The sequence below is a fragment of the Paenibacillus vini genome (assembly GCF_018403325.1).
Lineage (GTDB): Bacteria > Bacillota > Bacilli > Paenibacillales > Paenibacillaceae > Fontibacillus > Fontibacillus vini.
This window is the reverse complement of record NZ_BOSL01000017.1, coordinates 35627-49827: the sequence shown is the minus strand read 5'-3', so window position 1 is coordinate 49827 and position 14201 is coordinate 35627. Positions and strand designations below refer to the sequence as shown.

General features: G+C 50.4%; 16 protein-coding genes. 13 read left to right on the top strand and 3 right to left on the bottom strand.

Annotated elements, in window-relative coordinates; translation table 11 throughout:
* The first annotated feature begins 105 nt into the window (after positions 1-105).
* The 4 genes from polA (at position 106) to KJS57_RS21435 (ending at position 5144) form a co-directional block, all read left to right on the top strand.
* Positions 106-2766: a DNA polymerase I gene (polA, locus tag KJS57_RS21450; protein WP_213656304.1), complete on the top strand. Its 2661-nt coding sequence runs from the start codon at positions 106-108 to the stop codon at positions 2764-2766.
* Between the two features lie 283 nt (positions 2767-3049).
* Positions 3050-3991 carry a DNA-formamidopyrimidine glycosylase gene (mutM, locus tag KJS57_RS21445; protein WP_213656303.1) on the top strand — a complete coding sequence of 314 codons (942 nt, stop codon included), beginning with the start codon at positions 3050-3052 and terminating at the stop codon, positions 3989-3991.
* Complete coding sequence (coaE, locus tag KJS57_RS21440) at positions 3988-4584, top strand: dephospho-CoA kinase (RefSeq protein ID WP_213656302.1); 597 nt, start codon at positions 3988-3990, stop codon at positions 4582-4584. Before mutM ends, coaE begins: the two co-directional genes overlap by 4 nt.
* Entirely contained in the window at positions 4581-5144 is a 564-nt protein-coding gene (locus KJS57_RS21435) for a lytic transglycosylase domain-containing protein (RefSeq protein ID WP_211021018.1), read from the top strand. Before coaE ends, KJS57_RS21435 begins: the two co-directional genes overlap by 4 nt.
* A 56-nt stretch (positions 5145-5200) precedes the next feature.
* Here the strand turns inward: KJS57_RS21435 and KJS57_RS21430 are convergent, their stop codons facing one another.
* Positions 5201-5425: an alpha/beta-type small acid-soluble spore protein gene (locus tag KJS57_RS21430; RefSeq protein ID WP_211021019.1), complete on the bottom strand. Its 225-nt coding sequence runs from the start codon at positions 5423-5425 to the stop codon at positions 5201-5203.
* Positions 5426-5558: 133 nt separating this feature from the next.
* Between KJS57_RS21430 and nrdR the strand changes: the two genes are divergently transcribed.
* The 6 genes from nrdR to pstB all read left to right on the top strand — a co-directional run bounded on the left by nrdR (position 5559) and on the right by pstB (position 10018).
* Positions 5559-6029, top strand: coding sequence for a transcriptional regulator NrdR (gene nrdR, locus KJS57_RS21425; protein ID WP_211021020.1), 471 nt, complete (start codon positions 5559-5561; stop codon positions 6027-6029).
* 59 nt (positions 6030-6088) lie between these two features.
* The gene (locus KJS57_RS21420; protein WP_211021021.1) at positions 6089-6283 is read left to right on the top strand and encodes a hypothetical protein; all 195 of its coding nucleotides are present in this window, start codon (positions 6089-6091) and stop codon (positions 6281-6283) included.
* Between the two features lie 163 nt (positions 6284-6446).
* Complete coding sequence (locus tag KJS57_RS21415) at positions 6447-7385, top strand: phosphate ABC transporter substrate-binding protein (RefSeq protein WP_213656301.1); 939 nt, start codon at positions 6447-6449, stop codon at positions 7383-7385.
* A 77-nt stretch (positions 7386-7462) separates the two neighbouring features.
* Positions 7463-8365 carry a phosphate ABC transporter permease subunit PstC gene (pstC, locus tag KJS57_RS21410; RefSeq protein ID WP_211021023.1) on the top strand — a complete coding sequence of 301 codons (903 nt, stop codon included), beginning with the start codon at positions 7463-7465 and terminating at the stop codon, positions 8363-8365.
* Positions 8362-9249, top strand: coding sequence for a phosphate ABC transporter permease PstA (gene pstA / locus KJS57_RS21405; RefSeq protein WP_211021024.1), 888 nt, complete (start codon positions 8362-8364; stop codon positions 9247-9249). The genes pstC and pstA overlap by 4 nt, the downstream gene beginning before the upstream one ends.
* A gap of 10 nt (positions 9250-9259) precedes the next feature.
* Positions 9260-10018: a phosphate ABC transporter ATP-binding protein PstB gene (gene pstB, locus KJS57_RS21400; protein WP_211021025.1), complete on the top strand. Its 759-nt coding sequence runs from the start codon at positions 9260-9262 to the stop codon at positions 10016-10018.
* 76 nt (positions 10019-10094) lie between these two features.
* Here pstB and baiCD read toward each other — a convergent pair whose 3' ends face one another.
* Positions 10095-12020, bottom strand: a complete 1926-nt coding sequence (gene baiCD, locus KJS57_RS21395; RefSeq protein WP_213656300.1) for a bile acid Fe-S flavoenzyme BaiCD — start codon at positions 12018-12020, stop codon at positions 10095-10097.
* A gap of 206 nt (positions 12021-12226) precedes the next feature.
* On the opposite strand from baiCD, the gene KJS57_RS21390 reads away from it, so the two are divergent.
* Both KJS57_RS21390 and KJS57_RS21385 read left to right on the top strand, forming a co-directional pair.
* On the top strand, positions 12227-12766 hold the full coding sequence (locus tag KJS57_RS21390; protein WP_211021027.1) for a PadR family transcriptional regulator: 540 nt from the start codon (positions 12227-12229) through the stop codon (positions 12764-12766).
* A gap of 128 nt (positions 12767-12894) precedes the next feature.
* On the top strand, positions 12895-13536 hold the full coding sequence (locus tag KJS57_RS21385) for a DedA family protein (protein WP_211021028.1): 642 nt from the start codon (positions 12895-12897) through the stop codon (positions 13534-13536).
* Positions 13537-13569: 33 nt separating this feature from the next.
* On the opposite strand, the gene KJS57_RS21380 is transcribed toward KJS57_RS21385, so the two are convergent.
* The gene (locus tag KJS57_RS21380) at positions 13570-13776 is read right to left on the bottom strand and encodes a hypothetical protein (RefSeq protein ID WP_211021534.1); all 207 of its coding nucleotides are present in this window, start codon (positions 13774-13776) and stop codon (positions 13570-13572) included.
* A 203-nt stretch (positions 13777-13979) separates the two neighbouring features.
* Between KJS57_RS21380 and KJS57_RS21375 the strand changes: the two genes are divergently transcribed.
* Complete coding sequence (locus tag KJS57_RS21375) at positions 13980-14096, top strand: sporulation protein YjcZ (protein WP_211021029.1); 117 nt, start codon at positions 13980-13982, stop codon at positions 14094-14096.
* Positions 14097-14201 lie beyond the last annotated feature (105 nt).

Sequence of the window (14201 nt, the reverse complement as noted above, 5' to 3'; positions counted from 1 at the left end):
ACAACGCTGATTTTTCGGCGTTCTTTCTTTTTAAAGTCTGTTTTTTATAAAAGGAGTCCATGTGTTAGAATAGGTACAGGAGTATGCTGAAGGACGAGGTGTCATATGGAAAAATTGATTCTTATAGACGGCAACAGCATTATTTATCGCGCTTTTTTCGCAATGCCCCCGCTGACTAATTCCAGCGGTCTGCACACGAATGCCGTATACGGTTTTACGAATATGCTGCTGCGCTTGATTCAGGAGGAGAATCCGACTCATATTCTGGTCGCGTTTGATGCGGGTAAGGAAACTTTCCGGCACGAAGGCTATCAGGAATATAAAGGCGGACGCGAGAAAACTCCGTCCGAGCTGTCGGAGCAATTTCCGCTGATGCGCGAGCTGCTGGAAAGTCTCGGCATCGCCTGGTTTGAGTTGTCCGGGTATGAGGCGGATGACATCATCGGCACGATCAGCAAACAGGGAGAAGACTCGGGACGCGAGGTGCTTGTCGTTACCGGGGATAAGGACATGCTGCAAGTAGTCAGCGATAAGGTCACTGTAGCGTTGACCCGGAAGGGCATCAGCGAGGTTGAGCCTTACGGTCCTAAAGAGATTGAAGAAAAATACGGGCTTAGTCCGCTTCAAATCATTGATTTGAAGGGTCTCATGGGCGATGCTTCCGACAATATCCCCGGGGTGCCGGGCATTGGAGAGAAGACGGCGCTGAAGCTGCTGCATCAGTTCGGTTCCGTGGAAGAAGTGCTTTCGCATACGGATGAACTGAAGGGAAAAATGAAAGAAAATCTGGTGAATCATGCAGAGGATGCGCGGATGAGCAAGCGGCTCGCCACGATTTTCCGGGAAGTGCCGGTTGAGCGTTCTTGGGAAGACATGACATTCACCGGTCTGAAGGAAGAAACTGCTGTTCCGATGCTGCGTAAGCTGGAATTCAAATCCTTGCTGGAGCGTTTGTCATTTACGGGCGGAGACAGCGAAGCCGGCCATGAAGCGGCCGAACCGGTCAAAGAACTGGATGTTACGATCGTGAACGCCGCCGTGATGCCGGAATTGGGTGAATTGCTGCCGCAAATCAAGGACTTGCACGTGGAATCATCCGGTGAAAATCCGCATCACGCCATTCTTATGGGTATGGTGTTGTCCACTCCGGAGCGCCACTTTTACATTTCGCCGGAGTTTTTAAAGAGCGAGGAAGCGGGTCCCATTCTGGCTTGGCTCAAGGACGAAAATGTACCGAAGCGCGGCTATAATTTACACCGGACCGACCTGACCCTGCATTGGGAAGGGATTCCTTTTGCCGGCGCGAATTTTGATATCGAGCTTGCCGCTTATCTGCTCGATCCGACCGAAAACGACCAGACGCTAAGCGCCCTGTCCACGAAGTACGGGATTTCCCGCCTGGCCTCGGATGATGACGTATATGGAAAAGGCGCCAAGTTCAAGGTCCCGAATGAAGAAGTGCTCAGCCAGCATTTGGCGCGCAAATGCGATGCCATTATGAAGCTGGTTCCTCTACAGGAGGCCGAACTGGAAAAGAACGAGATGCGTTCTCTCTTTTATGATCTGGAAATGCCGCTGTCCCGGATTTTGGCGGACATGGAGAAGCAGGGAGTGGCCGTCAACCGCGATGATTTGGTGGAATTGGGCAAGGAGTTTGAAGCTCAGATCAGCAAGCTGGTTGCGAAGATTTATGAAATCGCGGGACAAGAATTTAATCTGAATTCACCGAAGCAATTGGGTGAAATTCTGTTTGATAAGCTGGGATTGCCAGTGATCAAGAAGACTAAAACGGGGTATTCCACCGATGCGGAAGTGTTGGAGAAGCTGGCGCCTTATAACGATATCGTCCAATATATTTTGGAGTATCGCCAACTGGCCAAGCTGCAGTCCACCTATGTGGAGGGCCTGTTGAAGGAAATCCGCAGCGAAACGGGTAAGGTGCATACGTATTTCCGGCAGACCGTTGCGGCTACCGGCAGACTGAGCAGTCAATATCCGAATCTGCAGAACATCCCGATCCGTATGGAAGAAGGGCGGAAGATCCGTAAGGTGTTCGTTCCTTCCGAGGAAGGCTGGCTCATTCTGGGGGCCGACTACTCGCAAATCGAATTGCGCGTTCTCGCCCATATTTCGGGTGACAAAGGCTTGCAGGAAGCGTTCCTGCACGATATGGATATTCACACGAAAACCGCGATGGACGTATTCGGGGTTTCCGCGGATCAGGTTGACGCCAACATGCGCCGCTCGGCCAAAGCCGTCAATTTCGGAATTGTGTACGGGATCAGCGATTACGGATTGTCACAGAACCTGAATATTACCCGGAAGGAAGCGGCCCGGTTTATCGATCAGTATTTTGACGCGTTCGAGGGCGTGCGCAAGTACATGGACGAAATCGTCCGTGATGCCAAGCGTGACGGGTATGTCAAGACGCTGCTGGAGCGCAGACGGTATTTGCCGGAAATCAATGCGTCCAACTTTAATCTTCGTTCCTTTGCCGAGAGAACGGCTATGAATACGCCGATCCAGGGAACGGCCGCCGATATTATCAAGCTGGCGATGGTGCTGATGGACGAAGCGCTTAGCAGCCATGGATTAAAGAGCCGCATGCTCCTTCAGGTACATGACGAACTTGTATTCGAAGTGCCGCCGGAAGAACTTGAAGTAATGACCAAGCTTGTGCCGGAAACGATGGAAAAGGCGCTTAAGCTGTCCGTGCCGCTTAAGGCGGAGGTTAGCAGCGGCCTTAACTGGTACGAAGCCAAATAGAAAGGTAGTTCAAAAAGTCAGCTTTTGATCACGAAGTGTTGCTGTGTGGCGTATTCGGCATCGAATCTTGAATTCAGCAGGGCCTTCCGGTGCTCACGTAGGAATATCCTACGCTCCGCTCCTCAGTCCCTGCCTCATCCAACCTTCTCGGTGCTGAAAACCCGACTTTTTGAACCTCCATTGAAGTTAGGTAGGTCAAAAACTCAGCTTTTGATCACGAAGTATTGCTGTGGCGTATTCGGCATCGAATCTAGATATATCAATCATTAGAGGTGAAATTGGCATGCCGGAATTACCGGAGGTAGAGACGGTCAGACGAACATTGACCGGGTTAATTGTCGGCAAAACGATACAATCCGTAACGGTATCGCTGCCGCGGATCATTCAGCGGCCTGACGATATTCGGCGTTTTGAAATGGAACTGGCGGGACATCGGATTCTCGATGTCGGCCGCAGAGGCAAATTTTTAAGAATTATAATGGATGGACTTGTACTGGTCTCCCATCTGCGGATGGAGGGCCGGTACGGGCTGTACCGCAGCGAGGACCCCGTTGAGAAGCATACGCATGTCATTTTTCATTTTACGGACGGGACCGAGCTCAGATATAAAGATGTCCGTCAGTTTGGCACGATGCATCTATTTCTTCCGGGTGAGGAATTTAACCATAAGCCGTTGGCCAAACTGGGATTGGAGCCGTTGGACGAGGGATTTACCAAGGAGGCTTTCCGGGGTGCGATTGCCAAACGGACATCGAAGATCAAGCCTGTCCTCCTGAACCAGGAATATGTAGTGGGACTAGGGAATATTTATGTAGACGAAGCGCTCTTTCGCGCGGGGATTCATCCGGAGCAGCCTGCGAACACCTTAAGCGATACAGCTCTGGAGTCTCTGTACGAAGCGATACTTGCTACTTTGAATGAAGCGGTCAATGCCGGAGGATCCTCGATCAAGTCCTATGTCAATGGCCAAGGTGAGATGGGAATGTTTCAGCATTCACTGCGGATTTACGGACGGCAGGGAGAGCCATGTCTCAATTGCGGACAACCCGTCGAGAAGACGGTAGTGGGCGGAAGAGGGACGCATTATTGTCCAAACTGCCAGCCGTCGGATCGCACTGGAAGTTCCGTCAAAGCCGGCCATGGAGGAGGGAATGCGGTCAAAAAGCGGTTCGACAACGTCCATGCGTCATCCGGCCGCAGTACCGGAAATGGAGTGAAATCATGAATATCGGGTTGACCGGCGGGATCGCCACCGGGAAAAGCACGGTTTCGCAAATGCTCGTCCAGCGGGGAGCCGCATTAATTGATGCCGATGTCATCGCCAGGGAAATCATGGAGCCGGGTCACCCGGTCCTTGCCCAAGTGGCGGAGCATTTTGGACAAGAAGTCCTGCTTCCCGGAGGGCAACTGGACCGGAAGCGGTTAGGGAGTATCGTGTTCTCCGATCCGCAGCAGCGAAAAGCGCTGGAGAACATTACGCATCCGGCCATTCGCAGCGAAATGAAGAGACGGATGGCGGAGCTTGAAGCCAGCGATCCGAACAGGTTGGTCGTTGCGGATATTCCGCTTTTATACGAATCCGGTTTGGAAAGTCTCTACGACGAGATTATGGTTGTTTATGTGCCGCGCGGATTGCAGCTTGAACGGTTAATGGCCAGAGACGGATTGACCCGTGAAGAGGCTGAAGCGAGACTTCGGGCACAGATGGACATCGAATTAAAAAGAGAGAGGGCGGATATTTTGATAGATAACAGTCTCGGCAGGAAAGAGACGGAACTTCAAATAGACGACTTCTGGCGGAAAAAGGGACCGGCATGAGGTTTCTGCGAAAAAAGCGGGTCCTGCTTCTGCTGCTCCTTGGCTTTATACTGATTTTATTTTTTAATTCCGCTTGGTTATCATTGTTTTATCCGATTCATTACAAAGACGAAATCCGGTATCATGCCCGGAATAACGGTCTTGATCCTTTGATGGTCGCAGCGATCATAAAGGTCGAGTCGAAATATAACTCGGAGGCCGAATCCAGAAAAGGCGCGCTTGGAATTATGCAGATTATGCCGGATACGGCAGAGTGGATTGTTGAAAAGGCGAAAATGGAAGATGTGCCGCTGGACCGCTTAAAAGAGGAAACCGCAGCGAATATTCAGATCGGAACCTGGTATTTGAGGTGGTTGTCCGAGCAATTCGACGGTAATATGATTGAGGTTATCGCCGCCTATAATGCAGGACCGACAAACGTAAAAAATTGGATCAAGAGCGGACGTTGGGACGGCCGGTTGGAAACGGCCAAAGATATTCCGTTCGTTGAAACCCGTCATTACGTACAACGGGTATCCCATTATTATAATCAGTACTCCAGTATTTATGAGAATTTCTGACGCAAAAAAGGAAGCTTAGACAGCTAACGCTGTCTAAGCTTCCCGGTGATCGGTGTTTATTGGAATTGACCTGCCAGTTGTTGCTCGGCCAAAGTTACCAGACGTTTGGTAATGTAACCACCGATCGAACCGTTTTCGTAAGATGTCAGGTTACCAGCATATCCGTCTTGCGGGAAGTTAATCCCAAGCTCTTGAGCTACTTCATACTTCATTTGCTCCAGGGCTCCGGTAGCTTGTCTAACCACCAGGTTATTCGAAGAACTATTGTTGTTTTGGGCCATGATTGTTCACCTCCTTGCGGTTGGTACAAGTATTATGCTCGGGGAAGGCAAAGTTCATTACGTGTTTTTAAAGTAATTTATTGGAATTATTATAAAATGAGATTATAGCTTATTTAGAAGGGAGGGCATACATATGAAATGCCCCTACTGCGATTATTTAGGGACCAAGGTACTGGACTCCAGACCCGCCAATGAAAACAGGTCGATTCGCCGCCGCCGTGAATGCGAAAAATGCAGCCGCCGTTTTACAACTTTTGAAATGGTGGAAGAAATGCCGCTGATCGTGATTAAGAAAGACGGCAGCCGGGAAGAATTTAGCCGTGAGAAGATGCTGCGCGGTCTCATCCGGGCTTGCGAGAAAAGACCGGTCTCAGTTGAACAACTGGAAACGATCGTTTCCGAGGTGGAACGGTCGATGCGCCACTCGGCTAATGCCGAGGTGGAGAGCCGGGAAATCGGCGAACTGGTGATGGAGCAATTGTATCCGGTCGATGAAGTCGCCTATGTCCGCTTTGCATCGGTTTACCGTCAGTTTAAGGATATCAATATGTTTATGAAAGAATTAAAGGGACTTTTGTCCAAAAATACGGGAGAGGACCTCTGATAGGAGTGTCAGAAAGTCTGATCTGATCGTCCTGATTCCCAAGGAAGGAGCGGCAACGAGTGAAAACAGACGCTTTGAACGGACCGGCCATCGGCTTTTTGGCAGGAACGACCTTCGGCAGCGGACTGGCCTTTCTGTTGGGATGGCAGGCGTATCAAGTGGTGTCTTCCGTTTCGATATTCGGAGTGGCAGGAGTTTTATTAGGTGTGATTGCCGGTCAAAGGATTCGTAGGCGGAAGACGGGCGTATCATGATGAATTGAATACATTATAAGTTTACAGACGGTTGTATTAGGGCATTGTCCTATGCAATCGTCTTTTTTATTTTTAACACTGCGTTTACAAAACGAAAACACGGGATTGATACTTGCTTTTTATAATCAGGTTATACAAACAAATCAAGGGGGAAACCTTCACAATGAAAAAGAGCTTGATGCTGGTTATGGCACTGATTTTAACATTTACTTTGGCTGCATGCGGTCAAGGAAACAAAACGAACAATTCTGCTACAGGAAATAATGCGGGGACAAACAGTTCGGCAAACGGTGGAAATGACAAGGCGAGCGAGCTTTCCGGTTCTATCTTGGCCGTTGGTTCTTCCGCTTTGCAACCATTGGTGGATCAGGCTTCCAAAAGCTTTATGGACAAAAATCCGAAAGTATCGATTCAAGTTCAAGGCGGCGGCAGCGGTACCGGCTTGACTCAAGTATCGGGCGGACAAGCGGATATCGGTAACTCTGACGTATTTGCAGAAGAAAAGCTTGAAGCCGGACCGGCCGGCGAATTGGTTGACCACCAAGTCGCAGTCGTAGCTATGGCAGCTGTAGTCAACCCGGATGTAAATATCGATAATCTGACGAAAGATCAGTTGGTCCAAATCTTCACAGGCAAAATTACGAACTGGAAAGATGCAGGCGGTCCGGATCAAGCGATCCAAATCGTCAACAGACCATCCAGCTCCGGTACCCGGGCCACTTTTGAAAAATATGCGCTTGGAACGAAAACCGAAGATCTTGCGGGCGCGATCCAAGAGGATTCCTCCGGTACGGTTAAGAAGCTTGTAGGCGAAACACCTGGGGCTATCGGCTACCTTGCTCTTTCTTACCTGGACGATTCCGTGAAAACATTGAAATATGAAGGCGTGGACGCTACAGAAGAAAATGTGGCGAACGGTACTTATCCGGTATGGGCTTATGAGCATATGTACACGAAAGGCGAGCCGAATGAAGTTGTAAAAGCATTCCTGGATTACATGGCATCCGAGGAAGTGCAAAACGGCGATGTTGTTGAGCTTGGTTACATTCCGGCCAGCAAAATGCAAGTTAAACGCGACGTGGACGGTAACATCACGAAATAATTCCGGAGAACATCATACAGCAGGACAAGAGGCGGAACCATCTGCCTCTTTCTGTGCTGTAAAAAAGGAGAGGTCTCATGGCTCAGTCCAGAGAAAAACGCAAACTAAAACAGCATATTATTGAAGAGTGGACTGGTAAAGTATTTACCTCCTTATGCATCGTGCTATTGGTGGTGACTATTTTTTCCTTAGTCTATTTTGTCGCTACCAAAGGTTTTAGTTCCTTTATTAAAAATGGAATCTCGTTAGGAGAAATTTTCGGAGGTACCAAGTGGAAACCGGAAGGGGAGCCGCCGTTATTCGGTGCGCTGCCGTTTATTATAGGTTCATTCAGTACGTCGATTTTGGCGGCGATCATCGCCGCCCCGCTCAGCATTTGCGCAGCCTTGTTCATGGTGGAAATTATGCCGAAGATCGGTAGAAAATATCTTCAGCCGGCGATTGAGCTGCTGGCGGGTATTCCGTCCGTTGTCTACGGGTTTGTTGGACTCAGCGTCATCGTACCGTTTTATAGGGACATTTTTCCCGGACAAGGTCTGGGGATCGCTGCCGGGGCTAGCGTATTGTCGATTATGATTCTACCGACCATGACATCCATTGCTACGGATGCTCTAGCCGCGCTTCCGCCGGGGCTAAAAGAGGGCTCTTATGCGCTTGGTGCTACACGCTGGCAAACTCTTGCACGTACGGTCATTCCAACTACATTGCCGGCTTTAATGACCGGGGTGGTGCTGGGGATGGCTAGAGCGTTTGGGGAAGCTCTTGCCGTACAGATGGTTATCGGGAATGCGCCTCATATTCCAAAATCCCTGTTTGAGTCTGCGTCGACGCTAACAAGCGCGATTACGCTCAGTATGGGGAACACGGTTATGGGCTCGGTTCAAAATAACGTCCTCTGGACACTGGCCTTAATTCTTATGTTAATGACCTTCGTCTTCGTCTTCATTGTCCGGTTTCTTGAAAGGAGAGCAAATCGATGAGCGCAAAAACCGCCGATAAAATCGCTACCGCAGTCATTATATTTTTTGCTGGTATCATCGTTCTGATCATGGCCGGTTTGCTCGGATTTATTCTCGTGCGCGGCATTGGACACATCAGTTTTGACTTCCTGACCTCGCCTCCCGAAACGATCAAGAAGGGCGGGGGGATCGGACCGCAATTATTCAACTCTTTGTTCTTGTTAGTATTGACGATGCTTATCACGGTTCCGCTCGGGTTAGGTGCGGGCATTTATATGAGCGAATACGCCAAGCCGGGAAAAGTAACGGATTTTATCCGTTTGATCGTTGAGGTTCTGTCCTCTTTTCCGTCGATCGTAGTCGGCTTGTTCGGCTTGCTCGTCTTTGTCAATGTGTTCGGCTTTGGGTTTTCGCTGTTCTCGGGCGCGCTCGCGTTGACGGTATTTAACCTGCCGCTTATGGTGCGGATTACGGAGCAGGGCATGCAAAGCGTTCCCCAGGCCCAAAAAGAAGCCAGTCTGGCGCTGGGCTTGTCCAAATGGAAAACGATCAAATCCATTATGCTTCCTATCGCTCTGCCGATTATTCTGACCGGTACGATTCTGGCCGCCGGCCGCGTGTTCGGTGAAGCCGCAGCCCTGCTGTTTACGGCAGGTATGAGCAGTCCGCGTCTGGACTTTTCGGATTGGAATCCGCTCAGCCCGATGTCGCCGCTGAACCCGTTCCGTCCTGCGGAGACGCTGGCCGTCCACATCTGGAAGATCAATTCCGAGGGACTTGCGCCGGATGCTCCGGAGATTGCCGCAGGAGCTTCCGCAGTGCTGATTCTTATGGTGCTGCTGTTCAACCTGTTGGCACGATGGATCGGCCGTCTGTTGCACAAGAAATTTACGGCTACGAAATAGGAGGACTCCCATGCAAAATATAGAATTGTCCACCAAGGATTTGAGCGTGTTCTATGGGGAAAAGCAAGCGGTCAAAGGAATCTCTCTCGACTTTGCCTCCAGGCAGGTAACGGCTTTGATCGGCCCGTCAGGCTGCGGGAAATCGACCTTTTTGCGCAGCTTGAACCGGATGAATGATTTGATCGGAGGCGCCCGGATCACCGGGGAAATCTGGATCGGGAATGAAAATATCAACGATCCCAAGACCGATGTGGTTCTGCTACGGCAAAAAATAGGGATGGTTTGGCAACGGCCGAACCCGTTTCATAAGTCCATTTATGAGAATATTGCCTTTGGTCCGCGTTACCATGGTATCCGCGATAAGAAGAAGCTGGATCAGATCGTGGAGGAATCGCTAACGAAGGCTGCTTTGTGGGAAGAGACGAAAGACAGGCTGAACCGCTCGGCGCTCTCTCTGTCGGGCGGCCAGCAGCAGCGTCTTTGCATTGCGAGATCGATTGCGGTCAGTCCGAGCATCATCTTGATGGATGAGCCGGCGTCCGCGCTGGACCCGATCTCGAGTGCAAAAATCGAAGAGCTGATCGCTGAGCTGAAGCGCGACTATAGCATCATTATCGTGACCCACAATATGCATCAGGCGGCCCGAGTATCGGAGAAAACGGCGTTCTTCCTGATGGGCGAAGTGGTTGAATACGATGATACGAGCAATATTTTCACGAACCCGTCGGATAAACGGACGGATGATTATATTTCCGGACGTTTCGGCTGATACGAAAAAGGATAAAAAAAGCAACCCGGCTGGCTCAGTGCCTGCCGGGTTGCTGTATGTTCGGATGGTGTTAGTGTTAGATGGATCGTGCCACTTTGGCGCCTTCCCATACCGCGTTGAGGGCACGGCGGGCCTGTTTGGCGTCGCCGATGATATGGTAAGGGATGCTGCATTCCTCAAGACAATCGGTAAGCTTTTGTTTGTCCAGGGCCCGGGAGCCGGCGGCCAGAACGACGTAATCGGCCGGGATGGATGTCTCCTCTTCGCCTTGGAGGACGAGGACGCGGTCCGGTTCAATAGCGAGGCAATTGGTGTTCGTCATAAGCTGTACACCGTGGCCGTAAAGACTTTCCATCACGCATATTTTGCGAAGCAGTCCAAGATCCGCGGCCACCTCGTTTTGCATTTCAACCACGGTCACCTTCTGGCCGCGCTCGACGAGCAGCTCGGCGACTTCAAGGCCGACGAGGCCGCCGCCGATGATGACGATGTTGCCTACCGGGCGTACCGTGCCCCAAAGGACATCATGCGAGCCTACGACATGTCCGCGGTCCACACCTTTCACAGGAGGGATGACCGGTGTTGAGCCGATGGCGAGGATCACTTCATCCGGTTGAATCTCCCGGATCAATTCCGGCGTGACCTCCGTGTCCAGACGGATCTCTACGCCAGCCCGCTTCGCAGCCTCGCCCATGCCGAGCGCCGCACCGGCCATCTCTTCTTTGCGCGGAGCCGCGCCGGCGATATACAGCTGTCCGCCGAGCATATGGCTCTTCTCGCAAAGGATCGGCTCATGTCCGCGCCGCTTCAATGTTACGGCCGCTTCCAGCCCGGCCGGTCCTCCTCCGGCGATGAGGACCCGTTTCGGCCGCTCGGCCGGTACAAGCTCATATTCGCTTTCCCGGCCGGTGGCGGGGTTGAACATGCAGCTGATAAACGGCACGTTCGGGTTGACGAACCCGTCGAAGCAGCCTTGGTCGCAGCCGACACACTTGATGATCTCGGCTTCGCGGCCGCTTTCCGACTTCGCGCAGAATTCCGGGTCGGCAAGCTGCGCCCGGCCGATAGCGACAAAGTCGGCCAGCCCTGCGGCGATGATCCGGTCGGCGACCGCAGGATCGTTGATGCGGCCTACGGCAATGACGGGAATGCCGACCACCGATTTGATCTGGGTCGCATTATCAACGTTAAAGCCTACCGGCAGATCGATCGGAGGCACTTCATATTTGATCGCGGCCCCGGAAGGAACTCCGCGCGAAACGTTAATCGCGTCGATCCCGGCCTGCTCTGCGAGCACAGAAAATGCCTTCATATCTTCCAGCGTCAGTCCGCCCGGCAAATCCTCAATAGCGGAGATGCGCATCAGAATCGGAAAGTCCGGGCCGACCGCCCGGCGAATGGCTCGAATGCATTCCAGCGGGAATCGGGTACGGTTCTCCCAGGAGCCGCCGTATTCATCCTGCCTGAAATTCATGGCAGGGCTCAAAAATTGCTGAGGCAAATATCCGTGTCCAGCATGGAATTCTACGCTGTCAAATCCCGCTTGCTTGGCACGGGCCGCGGTGTCCGCATAGGCTTGAACCATTTCCGGGATTTCCGCAGTTTCGAGTTCTCTCGGTACGATGGCAACGCCCTCGAACGCGATCGGAGATGAGGAGACCTGGTTCGGATTGTAGGCGACTTTTCCGCCATGCCATAGTTGCAGACAGCTCTTACCGCCAGCTTCGCGTATACTGTCGGCTAATTTTTTCATGCCAGGGATAAATTTATCGTCAAACAGCGCCGGCGAATCTTCTGTGAAAGCCGTCGGATGCACGGTGGTAACTTCTACGGTGTTCAAGCCGCATCCGCCTTTGGCGCGGGCCACATGGTAATCGATCAGCCGCTGGCTCACGAAGCCGCCGGGTTCATTCATTTTGGTACCCATGGCAGGCAGAATAATGCGGTTCTTCAACTCCATACTTCCGATCTTATGCGGACTGAACAAATTTGGAAATGCCATGCTGCATCTTCCTCTCGAGATTAAGAATGATATAACATAGGTTAATTTAACCTAATTATAAAATGGAGTAGAAGACAAATATGTGAAAAGTATCACAACTAATGTGAAAATCCTCCTATAAACAAGTGATTGGCACGTTATGGCGAATAGAGTAAAATAAAGGGATATGAAACGATGTAATTGATTCGAGGGTTCGGAGGATTTGCATGGAAATCGAGTTATTGATATTGGCCCAGTTAATGCAGGGGCCTAAGCATGGTTATGAGATTAAGAAAAATATCGTATTTGTCATGAATAATAAAAAAATCATCAATAACAATTCGCTTTACCCGAAATTAAGGCGGTTTGAAGAGCAGGGTATGGTCAGCAAAACGATGGAAGAACAGGAAGGCAGACCGAACCGGCATGTCTATGCCATTACCGAAAAAGGCCGCAAGGACTTTTACGATAAAATTAACTGCTTTACGCCGGAAATGATCGAAGTGGATGATGAATGGAGTATCCGCCTGGCATATTACAATCTTCTGAATGAGCAAACCCGCACCAGATTGTTTGAATACCGTATGCAGATGATACAGGACCGGATGAGCCGGCTGGAAAAATTGTCTCTTTCGGTCGGGGACAGCAAATACTTGATGTATTCGCCTGAATTGTATTTTTATACGCAGAACATGCTGGAGAAGGAAAAAGAATTGATCTCAGCGATGGAAGAGCAAATGAAGGACAGGTTGTCCAATTCGGACTAAAGTCCGGGAAAGATTACGACCGGAGTCTATTTTGAAATCTCGCTTCGCCGTTCATACTAATAACGAACGATCCGGCGGCGTGTTCCGGAAAGGGCCTTTGGAACAGAGAAAGAGGAGACAACCTAAATATGAACCTGCTGGAATGGATTGAAGGGATGTTCCGGGAATACGGATACTTCGTATTACTGCTTGGACTTCCTGTGGATTTTATTGCATTGCCCCTGCCTCCGGGGCAGACTACCTTAACATATACGGGATATCTGGCCTATAAAGGGGTTCTTTCTTTATTTCCCGCAATATTAGTCGCGTTCGCGGGCTCCGTGATCGGCATTACTATTACCTACCTCATTGGACATCATGTAGGGGCGCCGCTGGTTCAGCGTTACGGCAAGTGGTTTTTCCTGAAGCCTTCCCATCTTGAGAAAACGAGGAAGACCTATGACAAATACGGGAACAGGATGCTGCTGATCAGCTTCTTTATTCCGGGGGTCAGACAGTTCTTTGGCTATTTCGTCGGCATCATTCAGGTGCCTTTCCGTACTTTTGCGCTGTATGCATATCCGGGAGCGGCCCTATGGGTTGTCGTCTTTGTCGGTATCGGCTACATATTTGGAGAGCAATGGCAGCATGTCATCCTGTTGGTGGAGAAGTACCTGGTTTATTTCTTCAGCGGGTTGGGAGTGCTTCTGATCGGACTCCTGTACTTGAGATGGCGCAGATGGAAAAAATGGCGGCTAAAGCATGCCGGCCCGAAAAAGGAGCTCGGATAGAAAAAGCGTCGGGATGAGAGTCCCCACGCTTTTTTATTTCTCTTTTCCGGCTGCCGCATCTTTTTCTTCTTGTTGAACCTTGATCAGTGATAAAAAAGCAAACAGATCTCCCAGGACAGCCAATCCTGCCCCGATAATCGCCAAATCATCCGAAGTAATTTCGTCACTGATGATATTGCTGCTGCTGTTGCCGCGGTTCTTATTTCTATTTTTATTTAACGGTCTTCCTCTGTTGGGCAAACGTACCACCTGCTTCAAATCGTCTTTATTTATGATATGCGGGCCGGATATGACTTGAATAGGCTACTTTTAAAATATAGGCGCGTGAAGAAGTAAGGTACCTCTGCTAAGCGGCATTATTTTTATTGGAACTATGCTTATGCCGTTTCCTCAGTTCGGAGGACATAATATGATACCGTATATTAAAAAAGGGAGGGAAAGCCATGTCGGGCTGCGATAACGGAAATCAGGGCGGATACGTAGGCGGAATCTGGACTTCTACCGGCGTTATTTTGGTATTGTTCATCCTCTTGGTTATTGTATCTAGAACCTTCGTGTAAATACGATCTGAGTTCAACATGAACCCAAGGACTCTGCCGCGGCAGGGTTCTTTCTAATTTATCGGGATTCTAGCAGTTATTTACATATTTATCTCCTTGGACTAT

Excerpts from the sequence above, each read along its gene's own strand:
- polA (WP_213656304.1), top strand. The coding sequence starts at position 106 with ATGGAAAAATTGATTCTTATAGACGGCAACAGCATTATTTATCGCGCT.
- mutM (WP_213656303.1), top strand. The coding sequence starts at position 3,050 with ATGCCGGAATTACCGGAGGTAGAGACGGTCAGACGAACATTGACCGGG.
- coaE (WP_213656302.1), top strand. The coding sequence starts at position 3,988 with ATGAATATCGGGTTGACCGGCGGGATCGCCACCGGGAAAAGCACGGTT.
- KJS57_RS21435 (WP_211021018.1), top strand. The coding sequence starts at position 4,581 with ATGAGGTTTCTGCGAAAAAAGCGGGTCCTGCTTCTGCTGCTCCTTGGC.
- KJS57_RS21430 (WP_211021019.1), bottom strand. The coding sequence starts at position 5,425 with ATGGCCCAAAACAACAATAGTTCTTCGAATAACCTGGTGGTTAGACAA.
- nrdR (WP_211021020.1), top strand. The coding sequence starts at position 5,559 with ATGAAATGCCCCTACTGCGATTATTTAGGGACCAAGGTACTGGACTCC.
- KJS57_RS21415 (WP_213656301.1), top strand. The coding sequence starts at position 6,447 with ATGAAAAAGAGCTTGATGCTGGTTATGGCACTGATTTTAACATTTACT.
- pstC (WP_211021023.1), top strand. The coding sequence starts at position 7,463 with ATGGCTCAGTCCAGAGAAAAACGCAAACTAAAACAGCATATTATTGAA.
- pstA (WP_211021024.1), top strand. The coding sequence starts at position 8,362 with ATGAGCGCAAAAACCGCCGATAAAATCGCTACCGCAGTCATTATATTT.
- pstB (WP_211021025.1), top strand. The coding sequence starts at position 9,260 with ATGCAAAATATAGAATTGTCCACCAAGGATTTGAGCGTGTTCTATGGG.
- baiCD (WP_213656300.1), bottom strand. The coding sequence starts at position 12,020 with ATGGCATTTCCAAATTTGTTCAGTCCGCATAAGATCGGAAGTATGGAG.
- KJS57_RS21390 (WP_211021027.1), top strand. The coding sequence starts at position 12,227 with ATGGAAATCGAGTTATTGATATTGGCCCAGTTAATGCAGGGGCCTAAG.
- KJS57_RS21385 (WP_211021028.1), top strand. The coding sequence starts at position 12,895 with ATGAACCTGCTGGAATGGATTGAAGGGATGTTCCGGGAATACGGATAC.
- KJS57_RS21375 (WP_211021029.1), top strand. The coding sequence starts at position 13,980 with ATGTCGGGCTGCGATAACGGAAATCAGGGCGGATACGTAGGCGGAATC.